The sequence below is a fragment of the Cryobacterium luteum genome, assembly GCF_900110125.1.
GTDB lineage: Bacteria > Actinomycetota > Actinomycetes > Actinomycetales > Microbacteriaceae > Cryobacterium > Cryobacterium luteum.
The window spans coordinates 1-21093 of sequence record NZ_FOCN01000026.1 but is presented as its reverse complement, the minus strand read 5'-3'; the positions used below and the strand labels follow the sequence as shown (position 1 = coordinate 21093).

Annotated in this window: 21 protein-coding genes and 1 pseudogene; 9 read left to right on the top strand and 13 right to left on the bottom strand. The window is 66.7% G+C overall.

Annotated elements, in window-relative coordinates:
- Positions 1-66 precede the first annotated feature (66 nt).
- The 3 genes from BMW72_RS16440 (at position 67) to BMW72_RS16430 (ending at position 4066) form a co-directional block, all read left to right on the top strand.
- The gene (locus tag BMW72_RS16440) at positions 67-357 is read left to right on the top strand and encodes a hypothetical protein (RefSeq protein ID WP_134360436.1); all 291 of its coding nucleotides are present in this window, start codon (positions 67-69) and stop codon (positions 355-357) included.
- 29 nt (positions 358-386) lie between these two features.
- A complete protein-coding gene (locus BMW72_RS16435) occupies positions 387-2249 on the top strand; it encodes a helicase-associated domain-containing protein (RefSeq protein ID WP_241984072.1) in 1863 nt (620 codons plus the stop codon).
- Positions 2250-2410: 161 nt separating this feature from the next.
- Positions 2411-4066, top strand: a complete 1656-nt coding sequence (locus tag BMW72_RS16430) for a DNA repair helicase XPB (RefSeq protein WP_092112488.1) — start codon at positions 2411-2413, stop codon at positions 4064-4066.
- Between the two features lie 149 nt (positions 4067-4215).
- Here the strand turns inward: BMW72_RS16430 and BMW72_RS16425 are convergent, their stop codons facing one another.
- Together BMW72_RS16425 and folP are read right to left on the bottom strand one after the other, a co-directional pair.
- Positions 4216-4938: a pyrimidine reductase family protein gene (locus tag BMW72_RS16425; RefSeq protein WP_092112487.1), complete on the bottom strand. Its 723-nt coding sequence runs from the start codon at positions 4936-4938 to the stop codon at positions 4216-4218.
- Positions 4938-5846 (bottom strand): dihydropteroate synthase, encoded by a 909-nt coding sequence (folP, locus tag BMW72_RS16420; RefSeq protein WP_092112485.1) that lies wholly within the window; start codon positions 5844-5846, stop codon positions 4938-4940. Before folP ends, BMW72_RS16425 begins: the two co-directional genes overlap by 1 nt.
- A gap of 142 nt (positions 5847-5988) precedes the next feature.
- Here folP and BMW72_RS16415 point away from each other — a divergent pair, with 142 nt between their 5' ends.
- From BMW72_RS16415 to BMW72_RS16405, 3 genes are all read left to right on the top strand, one after another.
- The gene (locus BMW72_RS16415; protein ID WP_092112483.1) at positions 5989-6681 is read left to right on the top strand and encodes a response regulator transcription factor; all 693 of its coding nucleotides are present in this window, start codon (positions 5989-5991) and stop codon (positions 6679-6681) included.
- Between the two features lie 48 nt (positions 6682-6729).
- Complete coding sequence (locus tag BMW72_RS16410) at positions 6730-8460, top strand: sensor histidine kinase (protein ID WP_092112481.1); 1731 nt, start codon at positions 6730-6732, stop codon at positions 8458-8460.
- A gap of 123 nt (positions 8461-8583) precedes the next feature.
- Positions 8584-8874, top strand: a complete 291-nt coding sequence (locus BMW72_RS16405) for a WXG100 family type VII secretion target (RefSeq protein ID WP_092112479.1) — start codon at positions 8584-8586, stop codon at positions 8872-8874.
- A 33-nt stretch (positions 8875-8907) separates the two neighbouring features.
- Here the strand turns inward: BMW72_RS16405 and BMW72_RS16400 are convergent, their stop codons facing one another.
- The 10 genes from BMW72_RS16400 to BMW72_RS16355 form a co-directional block, all read right to left on the bottom strand.
- Positions 8908-10308, bottom strand: coding sequence for an ABC transporter permease (locus BMW72_RS16400; RefSeq protein ID WP_092112478.1), 1401 nt, complete (start codon positions 10306-10308; stop codon positions 8908-8910).
- Positions 10305-11066 (bottom strand): ABC transporter ATP-binding protein, encoded by a 762-nt coding sequence (locus BMW72_RS16395; RefSeq protein WP_092112476.1) that lies wholly within the window; start codon positions 11064-11066, stop codon positions 10305-10307. Before BMW72_RS16395 ends, BMW72_RS16400 begins: the two co-directional genes overlap by 4 nt.
- An 81-nt stretch (positions 11067-11147) precedes the next feature.
- On the bottom strand, positions 11148-11816 hold the full coding sequence (locus BMW72_RS16390; RefSeq protein ID WP_092112475.1) for a response regulator: 669 nt from the start codon (positions 11814-11816) through the stop codon (positions 11148-11150).
- Complete coding sequence (locus tag BMW72_RS16385; protein ID WP_092112473.1) at positions 11813-13075, bottom strand: sensor histidine kinase; 1263 nt, start codon at positions 13073-13075, stop codon at positions 11813-11815. Before BMW72_RS16385 ends, BMW72_RS16390 begins: the two co-directional genes overlap by 4 nt.
- Positions 13076-13106: 31 nt before the next feature.
- Entirely contained in the window at positions 13107-13547 is a 441-nt protein-coding gene (locus BMW72_RS16380; protein ID WP_092112471.1) for a hypothetical protein, read from the bottom strand.
- A 366-nt stretch (positions 13548-13913) separates the two neighbouring features.
- Positions 13914-15542, bottom strand: a complete 1629-nt coding sequence (groL, locus tag BMW72_RS16375; protein WP_092112469.1) for a chaperonin GroEL — start codon at positions 15540-15542, stop codon at positions 13914-13916.
- Between the two features lie 142 nt (positions 15543-15684).
- Complete coding sequence (locus BMW72_RS16370; protein WP_092112467.1) at positions 15685-16740, bottom strand: DUF3048 domain-containing protein; 1056 nt, start codon at positions 16738-16740, stop codon at positions 15685-15687.
- A 70-nt stretch (positions 16741-16810) separates the two neighbouring features.
- A complete protein-coding gene (locus tag BMW72_RS16365; protein WP_092112465.1) occupies positions 16811-17014 on the bottom strand; it encodes a cold-shock protein in 204 nt (67 codons plus the stop codon).
- A gap of 281 nt (positions 17015-17295) precedes the next feature.
- The gene (locus BMW72_RS16360) at positions 17296-17859 is read right to left on the bottom strand and encodes a LytR C-terminal domain-containing protein (protein ID WP_092112464.1); all 564 of its coding nucleotides are present in this window, start codon (positions 17857-17859) and stop codon (positions 17296-17298) included.
- A gap of 73 nt (positions 17860-17932) precedes the next feature.
- Positions 17933-18241, bottom strand: coding sequence for a DUF3263 domain-containing protein (locus tag BMW72_RS16355; RefSeq protein ID WP_092112463.1), 309 nt, complete (start codon positions 18239-18241; stop codon positions 17933-17935).
- A gap of 232 nt (positions 18242-18473) precedes the next feature.
- On the opposite strand from BMW72_RS16355, the gene msrB reads away from it, so the two are divergent.
- The gene (gene msrB, locus BMW72_RS16350) at positions 18474-18875 is read left to right on the top strand and encodes a peptide-methionine (R)-S-oxide reductase MsrB (RefSeq protein WP_092112462.1); all 402 of its coding nucleotides are present in this window, start codon (positions 18474-18476) and stop codon (positions 18873-18875) included.
- Positions 18876-18879: 4 nt separating this feature from the next.
- Entirely contained in the window at positions 18880-19434 is a 555-nt protein-coding gene (locus BMW72_RS16345; protein WP_092112460.1) for a nitroreductase family protein, read from the top strand.
- Between the two features lie 179 nt (positions 19435-19613).
- On the opposite strand, the gene BMW72_RS16340 is transcribed toward BMW72_RS16345, so the two are convergent.
- The gene (locus BMW72_RS16340; protein WP_241984073.1) at positions 19614-20615 is read right to left on the bottom strand and encodes a DMT family transporter; all 1002 of its coding nucleotides are present in this window, start codon (positions 20613-20615) and stop codon (positions 19614-19616) included.
- Between the two features lie 172 nt (positions 20616-20787).
- On the opposite strand from BMW72_RS16340, the pseudogene BMW72_RS19055 reads away from it, so the two are divergent.
- Positions 20788-21093 (top strand): annotated as a pseudogene (locus BMW72_RS19055) (hypothetical protein); the annotation flags it as partial.

Genomic DNA, 21093 nt, shown 5'->3' with positions numbered 1-21093 from the left:
AGAAGTGCGCATGGTGTGAACCCAGCATATTCGGTTGCAGCGCCGACGTGCCCGTATCCTTAGCGGGTGACCAATCAAACTCCAGAACCCGTCAGCCGCCTCGCTGTTAGTCGAACGGAACGTGTTCTCGCTTACATGGTGGCGAGCGTGGTGGGATTGTCGATTCTCGCTTTCCTCGCGGTGATCATCGCGACGGCCATGGGCGTGGGCGACAACGACGGGTTCAGCCGCGGTATCTGGCCGCCGATCTTCATCCTTCCGCTCTACGGCCTGCCCGTCGGGTTCGTTCTTATCATCGCGCTGATGGTTTCTGTGGGAGCTCGCCGCAGTCGCGAAGCTCGACGAAACCGCGAGTAATGCTCGGCCTCGCATCAAGACTTCGGGCCTTGCCCGACGCCGAGCTGCGGCGTGTCATCGAGGTGCGCGGCGTGACGGCGAGCGGCATCCACGACTTCTTCGACCTCGCCGAGGCGTTGCTTGACCCGAGCAGTGTGCAGGTCGCCCTGAGCCATCTGGACCGCTCCACGCTCGCCGTCCTGGCCGTGGCCGGGCAGCTCACGAGCACCAATTCCGTTCCGTCCCTGAACGCTGTGACCAGCCGACTCTCCCAGTTGGGGTCGGCCGAGATCTCCCCCACCGAGGTGGCCCGGCGGGTCGACGCCCTGCACGCGCTACTGCTCGCCGACCACACCGACGGATGCTGCATCCCGTACGACGCCGTCTCGGCCCACCTCGCGACCTGGCCGGCCCAGGGCCTGCCGGGTGCCGCCGACCTCGCGACCGCGCTCCCCCCGGCGAGCCTGGCCGCCGTGCCCGACACGGAGATCACCTTCATCGACCAGTTGGCCGCCGAGCGCGCCTTCGCGGTCGTGTCGTCGATCGCCGAACTGGTCAACGAACTGAGCCGGGAACCCGCCAGACAGCTCAGCCGCGGCGGGCTGGGCCTGCCCGACACCAAACGCCTCGCCGCCGTCATGTCGGTCGAACTGGACCTCGTCGCCCCCATCGTCGACCTCGCGGCCCGCGCCGATCTGCTGGCCCGCTCCGACGGGTACTGGATGGAAACGGAAACCGGCGAAACCTGGCTACTCGAGCGCACGACCATGCGCTGGGCTGCGCTGGCCGCCGCGTGGCAGACGGCCCTGCCGCCCATTGTGGCCGACACTCTGCCGCAGCAGGCCGGGCTGCACTGGGGCGACGATCTCGCCGCGTTCATCGCTTGGCTCTACCCCGCCGGCGGTGAGTGGATGCTGTCCCAGCTGACCGAGTTTGCCCGCGACGCCGAATTGCTCGGCATCACGGCCCACGACACCACGAGCACGGCCGGCGCCAGCGTGCTGCGCGGCGACCTCGAGGCGGCCGTCGCCACCATAGCGACCGCCCTGCCGGCCGAAGTCGGTGCCGTCTACCTGCAGCACGACCTGTCGATCGTCGCGCCCGGTCCGCTCGCGCCGTCGATCGACGCCCGGCTGCGCGGTCTCGCCGACGTGGAAAGTCGGGAACTGGCGACGACTTATCGCATCACCGCGGCATCCGTCAATCGTGCCCTTGCCGCGGGCGAGAACGCCGCGACACTGCTCGCTTTTCTCGCGTCGATCTCGCTCACCGGAATTCCGCAGCCGGTCGACTACCTCATCAACGAGTCGGCCTCGCGGTACGGTCGGGTGCGGGTCGGCAGCCTTGCGAGCGGGGCCAATGTGTCGGTCCGCCCTCCCGACGGCGATACGGTCTTTTTGAGCTACGTCTCCTCGGCCGATGCCGCGCTCCTCGGCACCATCGCCGTCGACCAGACGCTCGCGCCCATCGGGCTGGTGCGGGCCGGCGATGGCGAGCATCTGCTCAGCCGTTTCGCCGGGGACGCCGTGTTCTGGGCGCTTAGTGACGCGCGCTATCCGGTCGCCGCCGAGGACGACCTCGGTGAAATCGTTCACCTGCGCCGTCACCAGATCGCCCGGGTCGTCGTCACTCCAACAGTCGACACCGCGCGCAACCTGGTCGAGAAGCTGCGGCTTGGCGCCGAAAGTGGCGTGTCGGTAGCGGATGCCTGGCTCGCGCGCCAGCTGGACACCGCCATCAAGGCCAAGCAGGCCATTCTGGTCAGCATCGCCATGCCCGGTGGCGCGGTGGTGGATTACCTGCTCGAGCCGGCCAGCGTCAGCAACGGACGGTTTCGGGCTCGGGACCGGCGTGCGGATATCGAGCGCACCCTGCCATTGAAGAGCATCCTCAGCATCACCCCGGCACCCTGACCCGCTGCCCGGTGCGGGCGGAGAGTGCGGGCGGGAGCCGTGAATGCGCCCGAGGGGGCCACCGGCTGAACGGGACCGCTGGCTGACGAGAGTCATCAATGCGCGCGCGATGGCCACCGGCTGAACGGGACCGGTGATTGACGAGAGTAGGATTGGGCGCTATGTCTGATGGCCCCCTGATTGTGCAAAGTGACCGCACGGTGTTGCTCGAAGTCGCCCATCCTCTCGCCGAGGATGCTCGCCACGATCTCGCTGTCTTCGCCGAGTTGGAACGCGCGCCCGAGCATATCCACACCTACCGCATCACGCGGCTGGGCCTGTGGAATGCCCGGGCGGCCGGCCACGACGCGTCCGACATGCTCGCGACGCTCGAGAAGTATTCCAAGTTCGCCATACCGCAGACGGTCAGCGTCGACATCACCGAAACCGTCGGTCGCTACGGCCGACTCGTCATCGAACGCGATGCCGAGGGCGCCCTCGTGCTGCACAGCAGCGACCAGGCCGTACTCACCGAAATAGCGGGAGCCAAGCGCATCGCGCCGCTGCTGATCGGGCATCCATCGCCGGAGTCCTACCTGGTCGGGCCGTGGGCCCGCGGCCAGCTCAAGCAGGAGCTCGTGAAGCTCGGCTGGCCGGCCGAAGACCTCGCCGGATACACACCCGGCACTCCGCACGAGATCGCCCTGAAGGAAGACGGCTGGGCGCTGCGCGACTACCAGAACAAGGCCGTCGCGAGCTTTTTCGACGGCGGCAGCGGCGTGGTCGTGCTGCCCTGCGGCGCCGGCAAGACTCTCGTCGGTGCCGGCGCCATGGCCACCGCCAAGACCAACACGCTCATTCTGGTGACCAACACCGTCTCGGCCCGGCAATGGCGCGACGAGCTGCTCAAGCGCACGACACTGACGCCGGAGGAGATCGGCGAGTACTCCGGTCAGGTGAAAGAGGTCAAGCCGGTCACCATCGCGACCTACCAAATTCTCACGGCGAAGCGCAAGGGCGAGTACGCTCACCTCGAACTGCTCGACGCTATGGACTGGGGCCTGGTGATCTACGACGAGGTGCATCTGCTGCCCGCTCCCGTTTTCAAGCTCACTGCCGAGCTGCAGGCCCGCCGCCGCCTCGGTCTCACCGCCACCCTCGTGCGCGAGGACGGCCGCGAGGGCGACGTGTTCAGCCTGATCGGTCCGAAGCGCTTCGACGCCCCGTGGAAGGAGATCGAGGCCCAGGGCTTCATCTCCCCCGCCAACTGCTACGAGGTGCGCATCGACCTGCCGCAGTCCGAGCGGCTCAGCTATGCCGCAGCGGCTGACGATGAGCGGTATCGCCTGGCTGCGACCGCTCCGGCCAAACTCGGCGTGGTGCAGGCGCTGATCAAGAAGCATGAGGGCGAACGCATCCTCGTGATCGGGCAGTACCTCGACCAGATCGACGAACTCGCCGACGTGTTGAACGCGCCGCAGCTCACCGGTGCCACGCCGATCGATGAACGCGAACGGCTGTACCAGGCGTTCCGGGTGGGCGAGGTGAAGGTGCTCGTCGTGTCGAAGGTCGCGAACTTCTCCGTCGACCTGCCCGAGGCCACCGTGGCCATCCAAGTGTCGGGCTCGTTCGGCTCCCGCCAGGAAGAGGCCCAGCGTCTCGGCCGTCTGCTGCGCCCCAAGGAGTCCGGCCTGTCGGCGAACTTCTACACCCTCGTCGCCCGCGACACCGTCGACCAGGACTTCGCCCAGAACCGCCAGCGCTTTCTCGCCGAACAGGGCTACAGCTACACGATCCTCGATTCCCAAAGCCTCGAAGCCCAGTCCCTGCCCGTCTAACCCCTTCGCCGGGTGCGGGGCCCGGGCCCCGTACCCGGCCCAGCGAATGCCGCCCGAGTGTTTTCCGGGCCCGGGCCCGGAAAGCGGGACCACGCTAGATCATGGGCCCACTTTCGAAAGGTGGGCCCAGCGGATGCCGCCAGCCCGCGTCAGGATTCTTGGCGGGCGTACCGCAGAAACAGCATGTCGCCGGCGCGCAACACGTGCTTGAGCTCCATGGCGCGGGCGGCAGCATCCGCCCCGACGGCGATGCGCCCGGCGGAGCCGCCCTCGAGCACGGGGGCGAGGCTCAGGCAAAGCTCATCGACCCGGTCGGCCGCGACGAAGTCGCCGAACAGGTGCGGCCCGCCCTCGCACAGAATCTGGGGCAGGCCCCGGGCGGTGAGCGCCGCCACGAGCAGATGCGGGTCGATGGCGTGCTCGCCGCAGACGATCACCTCGGCCACCTCGGCAAGCGCCGCCCGCCGATCGGCTGGCGCCGCAGCGTGGGTCAGCACTATTGGCCTCGTCGCCGCCTGAGAAAACACCGGATGCCCCGGGTCGAGGTCCAGGCGCCCCGACACGATCGCCACGGGCGGCTGCGCGGCCAGGCCCGCCTGCACGCGCCAAGCCGCGTCATCCGCTGGCAGAAGAATGCCGCCGTAGCCTTCGGCGCGCACCGTTCCGGCACCGACCAGGATCACGTCGGTGAGCAGTCGAAGAACGTCGAAGACGATCTTGTCGTCGGCGTTGTTCAGACCAGCGCTGAGCCCCTCGTGCGTGGCCGCGCCGTCGAGGCTCGCGATGAAGTTGACCCGCACCCGCGGTGTGAGGCGATCGGGCACCCGGTAGTGCTCGATCAATTGGGCCCGTGGGGGCAGCTGGGCGCGCATCAGGTGAGGTTGTGACGCTCGTAGGCGGGCTCGCGAAACCCCAGGATGGCCTCGGTCATGCGCACAGCATCGACGGCGGCACGCACATTGTGCATCCGCACGACGCGGGCGCCCTGCAGGATGCAGACCGTCATGGCTGCCAGGGATCCCTCAACCCGCTCGCCGCGCGGCCGATCGAGGCTCTCCCCCACGAAATCCTTATTGGAGACGGCCACCAGCGTCGGCAGGCCGAGCCCGGTGATCTCGTCGAGCCGCCGGGTCAGTTCGAGGGAGTGCCTCGTGGTTTTGTTCAGGTCGTGGCCGGGGTCGATGATGATGCGCTCCCGGGGCACCCCACGCCCGACGGCCCGCTCCACCCGAGCGAGCAGAAACGCGCCGACCTCGGCGACGACATCGTCGTAGTGCGGGGCCGGGTAGGGCCTCCGCGGCACGGCCAGACTGTGCGTGATCACCAGGGTGGCGGTGCTGTCGGCGACGACGTCGGCCATCGCGGGGTCGTGCACGCCCGTGGTGTCGTTGATCACATGGGCGCCGGCGGCGATACTCGCCGCGGCCACCGCCGGGTGGAAGGTGTCAACCGAGATGACCACGCCAGAACCCCGCAGCGCCTCAACCACCGGTACCACCCGGTCGATCTCCTGAGCGATCGGCACGGCCGGCCCAGGCGCGAACTTGGCCCCGCCGATATCGATCCAGTCGGCCCCGTCGGCAATGGCCTGACGGGCGGCCAGAACGGATGCGTCGAGGGCGAACGTTGCGCCCTGGTCATAGAACGAGTCCGGCGTGCGGTTGATGATGGCCATCACGGCCACCTCACGATCGAAGTCAAAGGTGCGGCCGCCGATCAACCGGAGCGGGGCATCCAGGTGGGGCAGCGTCAGAGCCCTGTCGGTTCTCGTGCGGGTCATTGCGGTCCTCACCTAAAAAAGATCGATCTTGCTCGTTCAATCATGTCGGTAATCCTGGTCGCGTCACGGTCATCGACCGCTGATCGCAGCACACACCGTTCACTGTCAGCAAAGCTCCAGCTAACGCGCAGATACTGGGGTCATGACTGACGGCCCCCGCATCCTTATCGTTGACGACGAACCCAATATCCGCGACCTCCTCACCACCAGCCTCCGTTTCGCCGGCTTCGCCGTGCGCGCCGTCGGCAACGGTGCACAGGCCATCTCCGCCGTACTCGAGGAGGAACCCGACCTCATCATCCTCGACGTGATGCTGCCGGACATGAACGGCTTCGGCGTCACCAAACGCCTGCGTTCGGCCGGTTACACCGCGCCCATCCTTTTTCTCACCGCCAAAGACGACACCGAAGACAAGATCACCGGCCTCACCGTCGGCGGCGATGACTACGTGACCAAGCCGTTCAGCCTCGACGAGATCGTCGCCCGCATCAAGGCCATCCTGCGTCGCACCATGCACGCCGACGAAGACGCCGTGATCCGCGCCGGCGAACTCACCATGGATCAGGACACCCACGAGGTTCTCGTGGGTACCGAGGCCATCGAACTGAGCCCGACCGAATTCAAGCTGCTGCGCTACCTCATGCTCAACCCCAACCGAGTGCTGTCGAAGGCGCAGATCCTCGACCACGTCTGGGAATACGACTTCAACGGAGACGCCGGAATCGTGGAGAGCTACATCTCCTACCTGCGCCGCAAGGTGGATGTGCACTCGAGCGAACCCCTCATCCAGACCAAGCGTGGCTTCGGTTACATGCTCAAGGCCGCCAAGGCGTAGTCACGGCGTTCGTTAGACACACAGCGAGCTTTCGTAGACTCAAGGCAAATGCACGAAACCCTGTCGAGACGGTGGAGCAGCATCTCCCTCCGTTCCAAGATCACCGGTGTCACGGTGCTGATGCTCACGCTCGGCCTGCTCGTTTCAGGCATCGGCACCATGGCCATGCTCAAGCAGTACGTGGTGACCCAGGTCGACACCCAGCTGCAGGTTGACACGCAGACCGCGCTCAGCGGCTACTCCTCGAGCGTGTTCTCGCAAGGTGACACCGAGGGCGTCGCCTCGGACTACTTCGTGGCGCTGTACGACCAGGACGGCGCCCTGATCACCCGCACCTGGCAGGAACGCGACCACGCCGAACTGCCGGTTGTCGGCATGCCGCTCGACCTCAAACGGGTCTCCCAGCTCGACGGTCAGATTCAGACCCTCTGGGATGCCGCCCACGACACCGAGTTCCACGCGATCATGGTGCCCGTCGTGATCAGCCCCACCGGCACGTACGGCACCCTCGTCATGGCCGTGTCGCTGCGGCCGACCGAGAACACCATGGCCACCTACCTCACGATCTTTCTGGGGTTCGGCGCCGGCGTCGTGCTGATCGGGGCCATGCTCACCCGGGTGCTCGTCACGACCACCTTCGTGCCGCTGCGTGAGGCGGAGCAGACTGCCGCCGCCATCGCCGACGGTGACTTCAGCCAGAGACTCGGCGGCGCCACCCCGAACACCGAGGTCGGCCGGCTCAACCGGTCGCTCAACATCATGCTCAGCCGCATCGACCGAGCGTTCAAAGACCGCGCCCGCACCATCGACCAAATGCGCCGCTTCGTCGGCGACGCGAGCCACGAACTGCGCACGCCCCTGGTCTCGGTGCGCGGCTACGCCGAGCTGTACCGCATGGGCGCACTGCAAACCCCCGAAGACGTCGCGCAGGCCATGGAACGCATCGAAAAAGAAGCCATTCGCATGGGCGGACTGGTGGAGGACCTGCTCGAACTGGCCCGGCTCGATGAGACCAAGCCGCTCGCCCTCACACCGGTCGACCTCGTGCCGCTGGCCCGCGACGCCGCCCTCGACGCCATGGCGAGTTCCCCGGGCCGACAGGTCACCGTTCTCACTCCCCCGCCGGTGATCGGACCGCACGGTGCTGATCTCGACGCCGATCACGATGACTCCGGCGAGATCGCGGCATTCGACCACGACGCGGCGGAGAGCGTCACCACCGGCGCGATCACCCGGCCGTCCGGAAACGGTCCACCGACCGGGGCAATCGCCTTCGCCGGCGCCACGCTGGCCCGGCTGCGCACCCGCAAGCCGCGTCGGGGCAGCGCCGTACAGCCCGACGCCGAACTGACCGTGTTGCCGGTCGAGCCGCAGCTGCCGCCGATCGTCATGGCCGAAGAGAACAAGATTCGCCAGGTCATCACCAATCTCATGGGCAATGCGATGCGTTTCACCGCCTCCGACAGCCCGATCGAGCTCGAGGTTATGGTGGACCCGCGCACGCAGCGCGCCTCCATCGCCGTGATCGATCATGGCGAGGGTATCCCGCCGCAGATTCGGGAAAAGATCTTCCAGCGCTTCTGGCGGGCCGATTCCTCTCGCGCCCGCGAGACCGGCGGGAGCGGCCTTGGACTTGCCATCGTCGCTGCGATCGTCGCGAGCCACCACGGCACTGTCGACGTCGTCGAGACGCCCGGCGGCGGCGCAACCTTCCGCGTATCGCTGCCGCTGGCCGGCACGCCGACCGCGCCGCAGCACGCTCAGCCCGTCATCCCGTAGAACTCCTCCCCAGGGTGCGGAGGGAGGCATCCGCTCACAGAAGTGGGCTCATAAAACGGATGCCCCCGCTCGCCTTCTACGCTCGCAGTCACCACCCACTGTTATGTAGAAGAAGGGCACACCATGACGAGCTTCCAGGTTGACAGCGAGGCGGTGCAGAACACCGCGAGCACCGCCCGCGGCACCATCGCGCGCGTGCAGGCTGATGTCGGCGATCTCAACGCTCAGCTGACCAGTCTGGAAGGGTTCTGGACCGGCCAGGCCTCCTCGGCTTTTCAGGGCGCGTTCGCCGAATGGCGGGGCATGCACCAGCAGCTGGAAGAGAGCCTGACCCTGCTCAACCAGGCGTTGAGCGTGGCCGGCCAGCAGTACGCCGAAACCGAGCAGGCCAACACCCGGCTGTTTGCTCGATGAGGCACGTGTCCGCTCCTACTCGGTCGGGTGCGCCTACTCGGCAGCGAGGGCCGCGACCGGGGTGATGCGGGTCGCCCGTCGGGAGGGAGCGAGCGACGCCACGGCCGTGAGGGCTGCTGCCGCCACGACGATAGTGGCGACCAGCGCTAGCGGCACCGTCGGCAGCACGATTCCGGGCGACCCCTGAATACCCCCGATAAGCGACTGCGCCCCGGCCCAGCCGTACAGGGTACCCAGCACAAGCCCGACGACCACCGCCGCAGCGCTGAGCTGCGCGCTCTCGATCAGAATCATGCGGCGGATCTGCCGGGCCGTGAACCCGAGAGCGCGCAGTAGGCCAAGCTCCCGGGTGCGATGCAGCACGGTGAGGGAGAGGTTGTTCACCATTCCCACGGCCGCGATCAGGGCGCTGAATCCCATGAGCACCGAGAACACGGCCACGGTTATCGCCAGGACCGGGTCGACACCCTCGTACGCCTCCGGGTGGACCTCCTGTGCCGCCTCGATGATGCTTTGGTAGCTTGCAACGGTCACGGCGAACGTGGTGATCAGGGTGACGCCGATGACGAGACCGATCGTGGTGCGAGCGCTCCGCTCGGGGTATCGCACGGCATTCTCGCGTGCCAGCCGGGCGGTGGCGCTCGTTCCGAACACGCGGCCGATCACGCGCAGGGCCCGGGGCATGACGACGGCAGCTCCCAGCACGACACCGCTAAACGACAGAATCCCCCCGATAAGGCCGATGAGCACGCCGAGCGGATTCACGAGGCCCACCAGCATGCCCAGCACGAGGATCACATCACCGAACAGGAAAAGTGTGAGCGCAACCCGGTTACGGGTTCGGCGCTCACTCTGCTCGCCGAGCGATGACTCGCCAGCCGCCCCGAGGGCGTCCATCGGCGACACCGACAGTACGCGCCGCGACCCGGCCCAGGAGGCCGCGGTCGTGGTGAGCGCCACGGCCACGACCGGCAGCAGCATCTGGGCACTGAGGTAGCTGTAGGTTCCGGGTGGGATCGCACCGGACTGCACCCCGACCGAGACCACGAGAATAGGAAACAGCACGCCGACGATGCCGCCCACGAAGGCTCCGGCCACACCCACCGTGAAACCTTCGCGGGTCACAGCGCGGCGCTGCATGGCCGCGCTGGCACCGATCAGCCGCAGCAGGGCAATCGTGCGCACCCGGCCGGCGATGATGGTGGCAAAGGTGTTCGCGGTGACCAGTGCCCCGACATAGAGCGCGATGACGATGAAGACGGCCGCGATAAACGACAGGATGAACGTGAGCGTGGCGCTGTTGAGCCCGGAATTGCCGATCACCTCGGCGAGAACACCGGTGATGGAGATCAGGCTGACACCGAACGCCGTCGACAGGCCCGCCACCAGGATGCTCGGCGCATGCTCGCGCAGGGTGTGCCGTGTGCGGTTCACGACCGGGCTTCCATGCCGAGCATGATCGTGCTGATCTGTTCGGCGGTCGATCGGCCGCGGTCGTCCACGATTCGGCCGTCATTCAGCAGGATGATGCGATCGGCGTAGCTGGCCGCGACCGGGTCGTGGGTGACCATGGCGATGCTCTGCCCGTACTCCCGGCTCGCCGTCTGGAGCAACGTGAGTACTTCGCATGAGGTGCGGGAGTCAAGGTTGCCGGTGGGCTCGTCGGCGAACACCAGGTCGGGGCGGGTCGCGAGGGCCCGGGCGATCGCCACGCGCTGCTGCTGCCCGCCGGAGAGCTCATGGGGGCGGTGCCGCTGACGATCGGTGAGTCCGAGCACCGCGATCAGCCGGTCGATCCAGGCTCGCTCGTCGACTGACGGCGCGCGGCCGTCCAGTTCGAAAGGCAAGAGAATGTTCCCGCTGATGTCGAGGGTGGGCACCAGGTTGAATGACTGGAAGATGAATCCGACCCGTCGGCGGCGCAACACGGTGAGGCTGGAATCGTCTAGATGGGAGATATCGGTATCGCCGAGCCACACCGATCCGCTGCTCGCCGTGTCGAGGCCGGCCATGATGTGCATCAGCGTCGACTTGCCCGACCCGCTCGGTCCCATGATGGCGGTGAAGTCGCCGCGCCGAATTCCGACACTCACGTCGGTGAGCGCGTTCACGCGGGTGTTGGTGGCCCCGTAGGACTTGTGCAGGGAGGCCACCCGGGCGACGAGGCCGAGGTCGGTGGTTAAAGGTTTCATGTCTTCCAGTCTGGAGAACCGACCTCGTCAGCGAGTCCGGCCGAAGGATGGTCTTGCTACATCGCAGGGATGACCGGCCGGTCAGGCGATGAGCGAGTTCTCGTAGGCGTAGACGACCAGCTGCACGCGATCGCGCAGCTCGAGTTTGGCTAGGGTGCGGCTGATGTGGGTCTTCACGGTCGCCTCGCTGAGAAACTCGGCCGCCGCTATCTCGGCATTGCTCAGTCCCCGCGCGGCGAGCGCAAAGATCTCCTGTTCGCGCGGGGTGAGCCGGGTGTAAGCGGCCGGCGGGACCGGGGGCATCCGCTTCGCGTCGAAATGTTCGAAGAGCTCGATGATCTGAGCGGCGGCGATGACGGACGAGCCCGCGTGCACGGTGCGGATCGCCGCGAGCAGAAACTCCGGGTCGGCGTCTTTGAGCACGAATCCGCTGGCTCCCCCGCGAATGGCCCGAGCGGCCGCTTCGTCGAGGTCGAACGTGGTGAGCACGATGATGCGGGGGCCGCCCCCGCCTGCCGCGACCGACGCGTCGACGATGCGTGTGGTGGCTTCGATGCCGTCCATGACCGGCATCCGAATATCCATGAGCACCACATCAGGCCGGGCAGTTTCCACCAAGCGGATGCCGTCGGCCCCGTTCCCGGCTTCGCCCACACACTCGAGATCGGCCTGCGACGAGATGAGCAGTCGGAGTCCGGCGCGGAACAGCGCCTGGTCGTCGACCAGGGCGACACGGATGGGAGCGGTCATTCGGACACCGCCTCTCGACAGAGCGGAGGCGCTGCAGTTAGCGGCGGAAGAGTCAGGCACACGACGAATCGATCACCGATCTCGCTCGCCGCGAAAGACCCGCCGGCCAACACCGCCCGCTCGCGCATACCGTCGATGCCGTGCCCGTTCGGTGCCGCGCCGGTGTCGCGGGGCACGAGCAGCCCACTATCGATCGTGACGGTGAGTGCGTCGTCCTGCCAGCTGAAGCCGACGGCCACGGTGCGCGCGGCGTCGCCGTGACGGAGCACGTTGGTGAGCGATTCCTGCACGATGCGGTAGATCACGAGCTGGTGGCCCGCGCCGAGCTGCGCAGCTGGCCCGGATTCGCTACGCTCCACCGTGAGTCCGGAGGCACGGAACTGGTCGACGAGCCGGTCGAGGTCGGCCAGGGTCGGCTGTGGTGCCGCCATCACTGGCGCACTGGTTCCGTCGCCGCCGGACGCAGAATCCGGGTTGGACCTCAGCTGCCCCAGCAACACGCGGACGTCGGCGAGGGCTGACCGGGCCGTGTTTGCGATGGTGCGGAAGGCGTCATCCGCTGCCTCGGGATTGGCGGCACGCGCGTACCGGCCGCCGTCGGCCTGGGCGATGACGACGGCGAGGGAATGCGCCACCACGTCGTGCATATCGCGAGCGATGCGGGTGCGCTCCTGCTCCACGGCCACTTCGCGCCGCGCCTCCGCCTGCTCGGCCGCCGCTGAACGGAGAGCCGACCGGCCCTCCCGCGCGGTGCGCCAGGTGGCCACGAGCAGTCCGAGAACCCAGCTCAGCCCGAACAGGGCCACGGCAGAGACGAAACCGATCACCCCAGGGGCACCACGCTGGAAGGCTTCGCCGGTGCGCACCTGCAGCACGAGGTCCACGAACCCGGTGAGGCCGCTGGACTGCAGGTACAGCACGTACACGGTTGCGGTCAGCGCGCCAACCGGAACCGAGGCTAGCCCGAGCCATCTGACGGGTCGCGAGCCGTAGGCCGCCGTGGCATACAGCACCGGAAGTACGGCGGCGTTGGCGATGTCCGGCGGCAACGACGCCCAGAGCTGCACGGCCACCGTGCACCAGGCCAGTGCGAGGGCGAGGCCGGGGCTGAGCCTCCGGAGGAACACGGCACCGGCCATGCCGACGGTCACCCAGAACACCACCGCAGAGTCATAGCCCAGCACGCTGCGTGAAAGGACCGCGATCACGGCGACCGCGGCATCCACCACGAGTTGCGGGCGGGAGAGGCTGCGGATCATGACTCAACCGTAGCCGCAGGACTGGGTGTGGTCATGGTGTCGGCGACTCTGCCTTCTCGTCGGGATCGTTCGGTGTCCACCCGTACCAGCCGCTGTCCGTTTCGATCACGGCCCAGTCACCGCAGGCGAAGATGCGGTCGACGTAGACATCATCCGGTGCCCAGTCCGCGGAATAGGTCGGCGCCGACTGCCGGTCGGTCTCCGCGCACTGCGCCGGATCGAGCTCGGCATCGGTCGTCGCCGCCAGGATCGCCGGGCCTGTGCCTGATGCCGCTTCCCGGACGGAAATCTGGGTCGCATCGGCGGGCAGCCAGTCCGCCGACTGGTCCCACTCCTCGGTGAGGATCGGTACGGACGCGAATTCGAGCGATTTCTCGCGCTGCACTTGGTCGGCGATGTTGGAACACCCGGTGAGTGCGAGGGTGGTCAACGCTGCGGTGGTAAGAACGGGGAGGAGTTGGATCTTCTTCATAATGTCAGCCTGCCGGATCACTGCCGCGCGGTCGTCAGTCCGGAGTCGCTCTGCGCTACGTCGCAAGGATGACGCTGCCCGGCGGACGGCTTCACGTCCATGGTCGAACGCATGAAAGCGAGCCGCAGCATGCGCTGACCTGCCGAGGGGGCGGCATCCGCTTGTGCTCGCCAACGGCGCCCTCTCGCCGAGCCGTGAGATCTGCACGCTTGAGACCGTCGAGCCGTGAGTTTCCAGCCGAAATTCGGCGGCGAAAATGGACCGAAACTCACGGCTCAGTGACAGAGACTCACGGCTCGACGGCGGGTGAAAAAAGTGGGCGTCTCCCGAAGGAGACGCCCACTTTCATTGTGTTGCTGGCGGGACTTAGAAGTCCATGCCACCCGAGGGGTCGCCGGCCGGAGCCGAGTTCTTCTCGGGCTTGTCGGCAACAACGGCCTCGGTGGTGAGGAACAGTCCGGCAATCGACGCGGCGTTAAGCAGCGCGGAGCGGGTGACCTTCACCGGGTCATTGATGCCGGCAGCGATCATGTCGACGTACTCGCCTGTGGCGGCGTTGAGGCCCCATCCGACGGGCAGGTTGCGCACCTTGTCGGCGACAACGCCCGGCTCCATGCCGGCGTTGAGCGCGATCTGCTTGAGCGGAGCGTCGATGGCAACACGCACGATGTTCGCGCCGGTTGCCTCGTCGCCGACGAGGTCAAGGACAGCCTTACTCTCGAATGCGGTCTTGCCGGCCTGGATGAGTGCAACGCCACCACCGGCGACGATGCCCTCTTCGACAGCAGCCTTGGCGTTACGCACTGCATCTTCGATGCGGTGCTTGCGCTCCTTGAGCTCAACCTCCGTTGCGGCTCCGGCCTTGATGACAGCAACGCCGCCAGCAAGCTTGGCGAGGCGCTCCTGAAGCTTCTCGCGGTCGTAGTCGCTGTCGGTGTTCTCGATCTCGGCACGGATCTGCGAGACGCGACCGGCGATGGCTTCGACGTCGCCGGCACCCTCAACGATCGTGGTCTCGTCCTTGGTGATGACGACCTTGCGGGCGTTACCAAGCAGGTCGAGCGTGACGTTCTCGAGCTTGAGGCCGACCTCTTCCGAGATGACCTGTCCACCGGTGAGGATGGCGATGTCCTGCAGCTGAGCCTTGCGACGGTCTCCGAAGCCCGGTGCCTTGACGGCGACGGACTTGAAGATGCCACGGATCTTGTTCACAACGAGCGTGGCCAGGGCCTCACCGTCGACGTCTTCCGCAATGATGAGGAGTTGCTTGCCGGTCTGGATGACCTTGTCCACGATGGGGAGCAGGTCCTTGATGTTGGAGACCTTGGAGTTGACGATCAGGATGTAGGGGTCTTCGAAGACCGCTTCCTGACGGTCGGGGTCGGTGACGAAGTATGCCGACAGGAAGCCCTTGTCGAAGCGCATGCCCTCGGTGAGCTCGAGCTCGGTGCCGAAGGTGTTCGACTCCTCAACGGTGACAACACCTTCCTTGCCGACCTTGTCGATGGCCTCGGCGATGATCGCGCCGATTTCGGTGTCGCCGGCGGAGATGGACGCGGTTGCCGCGATCTCTTCCTTCGTTTCGATCTCCTTGGCGCTGGCGATGAGCTCGGCGATGACAGCTGCCGTGGCCTTCTCGATGCCGCGCTTCAGGCTGATCGGGTCGGCGCCGGCTGCGACGTTACGCAGGCCTTCGCGAACCAGAGCCTGGGCGAGGACGGTTGCGGTGGTCGTACCGTCGCCGGCAACGTCATCCGTCTTCTTGGCGACCTCTTTGACGAGTTCCGCACCGATCTTCTCGTACGGGTCGTCGAGCTCGATCTCCTTGGCGATGGACACACCGTCGTTGGTGATCGTGGGGGCGCCCCACTTCTTCTCCAGAACGACGTTGCGGCCGCGCGGGCCGAGGGTGACCTTGACGGTGTCGGCGAGAATGTTCAGGCCGCGCTCAAGCCCACGACGGGCCTCTTCATTGAATGCAATGATTTTTGCCATATGTGTAACTCGTCCCTCCCGGACGTTCCAAACGATGATGGGGTTAGCACTCAGATGACGAGAGTGCTAGAACGATTCTGGCACTCTGGGGTCGAGAGTGCAAGCGAGCATCGGGGGGTGATGCCGGGCTATCTGCAGACGGTCAGGGAATGAGGTCGGCCGAGCCGGTACCGTTGGGCACGAGCTGAAACCAGGTATTGCCCGGTGCCAGCCGAATGGTCACTCCGTTGGCGTCGACCAGGCGGATCGGCATGCCCTGGGAGGTCTTGCTCCAGGTGGCGGCCAGGGTCTTGCCGCCGGAGGAGATCGACGCTTCACCCGAGGCGATGAGCTCGGTCTTGGGGATGCTCTGGTCAACGCTGACGTTCACTCGCAGCACGACGACATTCGTGGCTTTGAGCTGTGCGCCGTCCGCCGTGAGGTCCGGTGCGCCGTCCTGTGCGCGCAGGTAGGCGGCCGCTTCGGCATTCCAGGTCCAGCTGCGGGCGCTGGAGTTCGAGAACCGGGTGTTGATGGCCGAAATCGGCGCGCCGTCCACCACAGCGGATGCCCCGGCGAGCGTGGCCGCATAGGCGTACTGCTGGGCGGGCGGTGCGACGGAGGCATTGCGGTTGACGAATTCGGAAGCGGCGAGGATGACGTTGTGCGGGGCGGCCGTGGCCTTGGAGCGGGAAAACAGCCCGGTCGTGTCGTAGTCGAAGATGGCGCTGACCTGACCGGTCGCGTTCATGGCGTCGACGAACCGTTGCTGACCGCCCGAGAAGGCCACGAGGCCACCGAACGGGGCAATGATGTCGGGGTCCATCGGCCGGATCGACCGCACCGGGCCGACCTGGTCGGGAATGCTGGACTGCCACACCGCGACGTACCGGGTGATTCCGCCCTCGACCAGCTCTTCGAATACAAGGTCGGTGCGGTCGATGGCGACCTGCGGGCGGGCGGCACTGTGGTTGTCGACCTTGGCTGCCAGCGAGGGGTGCGCCGACGATCCGGCCGCCACGGTGAGTCCCGTCAATGGGGCGGTCTCGGTGGCCGCAGCGGCGACGTAGCCCGAGGTCCAGCCGGGGGCGTTCGTCGAAGCGGCAGGGGAAGGAATGGCGCCGGTGCATCCGCTTAACAGCAGTGCCGGCACGATCAGGGCGAGCAGTCCCGCGGCTCTGCGCGGCGCGTTGCGGCGGGCTGTCTTTGTCTTGGTCACCGTTAAACACTAACGCCGCCCGTTGCAGCGGGCGGCGTGAGGTGGGGGACAGACCCCATTATGGGGTGAGTCAGGCCGGTCGCACCGATTCAGCCTGGGGGCCTTTCGCTCCGGCACCGACCTCGAAGATGACCTGCTGGCCTTCTTCGAGCACCTTGTACCCGCTCATGTCAATCGCGGAGTAATGAACGAAGACGTCCTGCCCTCCCCCATCAACGGTGATGAAGCCGAAACCCTTTTCAGCGTTGAACCATTTAACGGTTCCGTTCGCCATGTGTTACTCCTTGCTTAATTTCGACGGCACGGCCCATTGGCTGTTCCGGGCCCTGCCGCAGAGACTGCGTCATTTCATGCGAGCAGCAAATCCCCGAGAGCAAGTCTTCTGTTGCAAGTTACCTACGGGTGCAAGTTACCTTGGGCGAGCGTTCTTGATCCGGGCGGGTATTGCCCGAACAAAATGTGTGACCAAAACCAGATATTACTGAAGTCACCGCAGAAGGAAAGGGGCTTGACGAACTATAAAATGCCCACTAGGAAAGAAGATTCGACCGTGTATCACCCCTCGGGGAGAACGTAGTCGTTGCCGACGACGACGGTCAGGGCAGCGCCCGACTCGACGAAGACGGTCGAGACCACGAGCTTCGAGCCGGGCAGCGAGGCGGCGAGGCCGCGAGCTGCCCCTTCCTGGCTCGCATCGGCGTAGTAGATCACCGTGGCCGGTTCGGTGTCGGTACTGGCGTTACCGGTGCCGCTGACCACCCAGCCGGCGGCGACGAGCGTGTCACTGACGGAAGCCGCAACCCCGTCATTCGCGGAACCATTCAGCACGTTCACCGTCAGCGCCGGGTCGACGGTCGGTTCGGCGGTCGGGATGACGGTTTCGGTCGGGACCTGAGTGGAACTGGCCGAGGACAGCCCCGGAATATTGGTGAAGTCGAGGCGATTATTGATCGCGAAGATGCCGAAGACACCCACGACGATCAGCAGCACGGTCGCGCCGAGCGCCCACCAGAACCCGATCCAGGCGCGGCCCCTCTTGCCGGGGGCGCGGTGGGCGCCCACCCGGTCGAGGGCATGCGTGTGGGTGTCGAAACGGTCTTTCGCAAATTTTCGCGCCATATTGGTTGGATCCTTGGTTGGCCAGCCGGGTTCGGAATCGGACGATCCCGGGCAGGCGGAAAGCGGTCAGGTGCTAGTCGTGGGCGGGAAGCGAACGACTGGCGCGTGCCTCGGATCGCGCGGAACGCATCCGCTGCAGCCGTTTTACGAGCATCGGGTCAAAGGCCAGTGCGAGCGGTGAATCGACCAGAGCCCCCAATAGTTGATAGTACCGGGCGGCCGAGAGACTGAAGGTGGCGCGGATGGCCTCCTCCTTGGCGCCGACGTGCCGCCACCACTGCCGTTCGAAGGCGAGCACGGCCTGGTCGCGGTCGCTCAGCTCGGCTGGCGCAGCGGGCGCGGTCGTGGCGGGTGGCTCTATTGTCGGTGGTCTCTCGCTCATTGATATCTCTCCCCCAAGAAAAGTTTTCGACGGGTTATCCGCCGGCCTCATCCTATTTGCGGGCGGCTGGACGTTGCCTCCGGCACGCCCGGAACGGCGCACTCGGGCGCGCTGGTGGCCGTGCAAATACTGCGAAACGGCCGGGCCCGGAATGCGCGTGCAGCCGCGCGAGTTTAGGCTGGGTAGACGCTGTTCGTGCCAACGGGCGGCCGGAACGAAGGGATATTCTTTCATGGACTACGCAATCAAGAAGTCAAGCGACGAGTGGCGCTCCGAACTCGGCCCGGAGAAGTTCGCGGTGCTGCGGGAAGCCGGCACCGAACGCCCCGGAACCGGAGAATTGCTCGACGAAGAGCGTGCCGGTACCTACACCTGCGGCGCGTGCAACGCCGAACTGTTCCAGAGCGGCACTAAGTTCGATTCCGGCTGCGGCTGGCCGAGCTTCTACGAATCGGTGCGGCCCGAAGCGGTCGAATTGCTCGAAGACCGCTCGCTCGGCAGCGTGCGCACCGAGGTGCGCTGCGCGAACTGCGGCTCGCACCTGGGGCACGTTTTTCCCGATGGATTCGGCACCCCCACTGGCGATCGGTACTGCATGAACTCGATCTCGCTCAACTTCACGCCCGCGAAGTAGCGCGGTGGGCTCCTCGGCGGTCTTCCAGGCCGTCAACGGCCGGCGCAGCTATTCTCGGGTGACGTCGCTCGCGCCTACCCGGGCTGAGCTGCTGCCCCTCGTGGCGGCGGCGGCTCGCGTCGCCGATCATGGCGCTCTGCGGCCGTGGCGACTGCTGGAGCTGCGCGGCGCGGCGCGCGAGCGGCTGGGAGCGGCGTTTGTGGCGGCATCCGCTTGTGAGGGTGTTGAGGCGGTGAAGCTGGCCGGCAGGCCGTTGCGGGCACCGCTGCTGCTGGCGGTCATCGCGTCGCGGCGGGTGAGCTTCAAGGTGACCGCTTGGGAGCAGGATGCGGTCGCGGCCGGTGTCGCGCACATGCTCACCCTGCTGCTCGGCGACGCCGGGTGGGGTGCGATGTGGCGCACCGGAGCGCTCGTGCGCGCGGCGCCCGTGCGGGAGGTTCACGGCCTCGCTGATGCGGAGGAGCTGCTCGGGTGGCTGTATGTCGGCGGGATTCCGGCCGACTGCAAGCCGGGTGTGCGGCTGTCGATCGATCCCGAGGAGTTTCTGGGGGTTGTGTAGCCGGGGCTCTGCGGGGGCTGGCTGTGTGGTTTCGCTCCGGGTTTCGCTCCGGGTTTCGCTCCGGGTTTCGCTCCGGGTTTCGCTCCGGGTTTCGCTCCGGGCCCACCTTCGGACACCGGGCCCAGGATCTATCGTGGGCCCGCTTTCCGGGCCCGGGCCCGGTCGGCACCCGCGCGGGGTCAGGCGCGGGCGTGGCCGGGTCGGCGCCAGCGCACGGCGGCGATCACGACGGCCACGAGGGCGAGGGCGGTGCCGATGATGGTCGTGACGCCGAGCGGATGCCCCTGAGTTGGTGCGAGCAGGTCGAGCGCGAGGGCGCAAACCAGCTGGCCGGCCACGATGCACAGGCCGAGCATGAGCACCCCGGTGGTGCGCACGACGAGCGCGGCGCCGGCAATGAAAATGCAGCCGATTAGTCCGCCGGTGTAGAGCCACGGGTTGCCGGGCAGACCTTCCAGCGCGAAGCCGACCAGCAGTCCGTGCACGAGGGCGGCGAGCACGAGGGCGATGCTGCCGGTGAGAAAGTTCAAAAATGTGGCCGTGAGCGCGCTCTGCGCGGTGACCCGCACCTGACCGTTGACGGCTTGCTGCCAGCCTTGGCCGATGCCGGCAATCAGCGGCAGCGCGAGCAGCCAGAGCGCACCGCTGCCGCGCAGTTCGCCGCTCACCGTGAAGGCGACCGCGCCGAGGGCCAGCACGGCGCCGACGATTTTAGAGGCGTGCAGCGGTCGGCGGCCGCCCGGGCCGATGCCGAACCGGTCCATGAGTACGCCGCTCACGGTCTGGCCGGCCACGACGGCGACGGTGAACAGGGCGATGCCGAGGGGCGCCGCGACGAGTCCCTGCGAGAGTACGAACAGGGCACCGGCCAGGCCGCCGAGCAGGTGCCACCAGGACAGATGCTTTGATTTCACGGCGCGGGCGACGAGTTGCAGGCCGCGGCGCCCGCGTTGGAAGACGATGAGTCCGAGGGTGAGAATGACCAGGCCGGAGCCGAACGAGATGACGGCGGCGGTGAATCCATCGCCGATCTGGTGCCCCAGCTCACCGTTCACCCGGGATTGCACGGCGTACAAGGCACCGATCAGAACCGAGAAGACCAGTGCCACCCAGACCGGCACAGCGGATGCCGCGGGCGCGCCCGGCGCATCCGTTCGGGTCTCTGCGCGGGCGGGGGTCACGTGGCAATACTACGAGACGGGGGTAGGTCGCGGCGGATAGCGCCTGGTCGGCGCCGGTGGGACCCTGCCCGCTCAGCCGGCAATCTGCCCCCGGGCCCACCTTCGGGAACGGGGCCCATGTTCTACTTGGGTTCTACTGGTCGTTGCAACACCCAGACTCTTGGGAGTTTGTATGACCACGTTAAACCCGACCAATGAGCCCTCGACCGACGAACAGAATCCGTGCGCGGACAAGGCGTCTTTTCTGGCTCTGCTGGAGCGACTTGGTGACGTGACTTCTGCCTCGGCTGAGCTGGGCATCAACCGCGGCACTGGCTACCGTTGGGCGCGCAGCGTTGGGATTCGAGGGCCGAAACCGCACCCTGGGCGTGAGATGTTCCGTGAGCTCCGCGCGGCTGGCACTCCCCGCCGTGAGGCGGCCGCTTTGGCCGATGTCGATATCAGGACTGCCGTCGACTGGGACAAAGGGATCCGTAAA

Excerpts from the sequence above, each read along its gene's own strand:
- BMW72_RS16410 (WP_092112481.1), top strand. The coding sequence starts at position 6,730 with ATGCACGAAACCCTGTCGAGACGGTGGAGCAGCATCTCCCTCCGTTCC.
- BMW72_RS16415 (WP_092112483.1), top strand. The coding sequence starts at position 5,989 with ATGACTGACGGCCCCCGCATCCTTATCGTTGACGACGAACCCAATATC.
- BMW72_RS16425 (WP_092112487.1), bottom strand. The coding sequence starts at position 4,938 with ATGCGCGCCCAGCTGCCCCCACGGGCCCAATTGATCGAGCACTACCGG.
- groL (WP_092112469.1), bottom strand. The coding sequence starts at position 15,542 with ATGGCAAAAATCATTGCATTCAATGAAGAGGCCCGTCGTGGGCTTGAG.
- BMW72_RS16385 (WP_092112473.1), bottom strand. The coding sequence starts at position 13,075 with ATGATCCGCAGCCTCTCCCGCCCGCAACTCGTGGTGGATGCCGCGGTC.
- BMW72_RS16360 (WP_092112464.1), bottom strand. The coding sequence starts at position 17,859 with ATGGCGCGAAAATTTGCGAAAGACCGTTTCGACACCCACACGCATGCC.
- BMW72_RS16430 (WP_092112488.1), top strand. The coding sequence starts at position 2,411 with ATGTCTGATGGCCCCCTGATTGTGCAAAGTGACCGCACGGTGTTGCTC.
- BMW72_RS16365 (WP_092112465.1), bottom strand. The coding sequence starts at position 17,014 with ATGGCGAACGGAACCGTTAAATGGTTCAACGCTGAAAAGGGTTTCGGC.
- BMW72_RS16380 (WP_092112471.1), bottom strand. The coding sequence starts at position 13,547 with ATGAAGAAGATCCAACTCCTCCCCGTTCTTACCACCGCAGCGTTGACC.
- BMW72_RS16355 (WP_092112463.1), bottom strand. The coding sequence starts at position 18,241 with ATGAGCGAGAGACCACCGACAATAGAGCCACCCGCCACGACCGCGCCC.
- folP (WP_092112485.1), bottom strand. The coding sequence starts at position 5,846 with ATGACCCGCACGAGAACCGACAGGGCTCTGACGCTGCCCCACCTGGAT.
- BMW72_RS16405 (WP_092112479.1), top strand. The coding sequence starts at position 8,584 with ATGACGAGCTTCCAGGTTGACAGCGAGGCGGTGCAGAACACCGCGAGC.
- BMW72_RS16395 (WP_092112476.1), bottom strand. The coding sequence starts at position 11,066 with ATGAAACCTTTAACCACCGACCTCGGCCTCGTCGCCCGGGTGGCCTCC.
- msrB (WP_092112462.1), top strand. The coding sequence starts at position 18,474 with ATGGACTACGCAATCAAGAAGTCAAGCGACGAGTGGCGCTCCGAACTC.
- BMW72_RS16390 (WP_092112475.1), bottom strand. The coding sequence starts at position 11,816 with ATGACCGCTCCCATCCGTGTCGCCCTGGTCGACGACCAGGCGCTGTTC.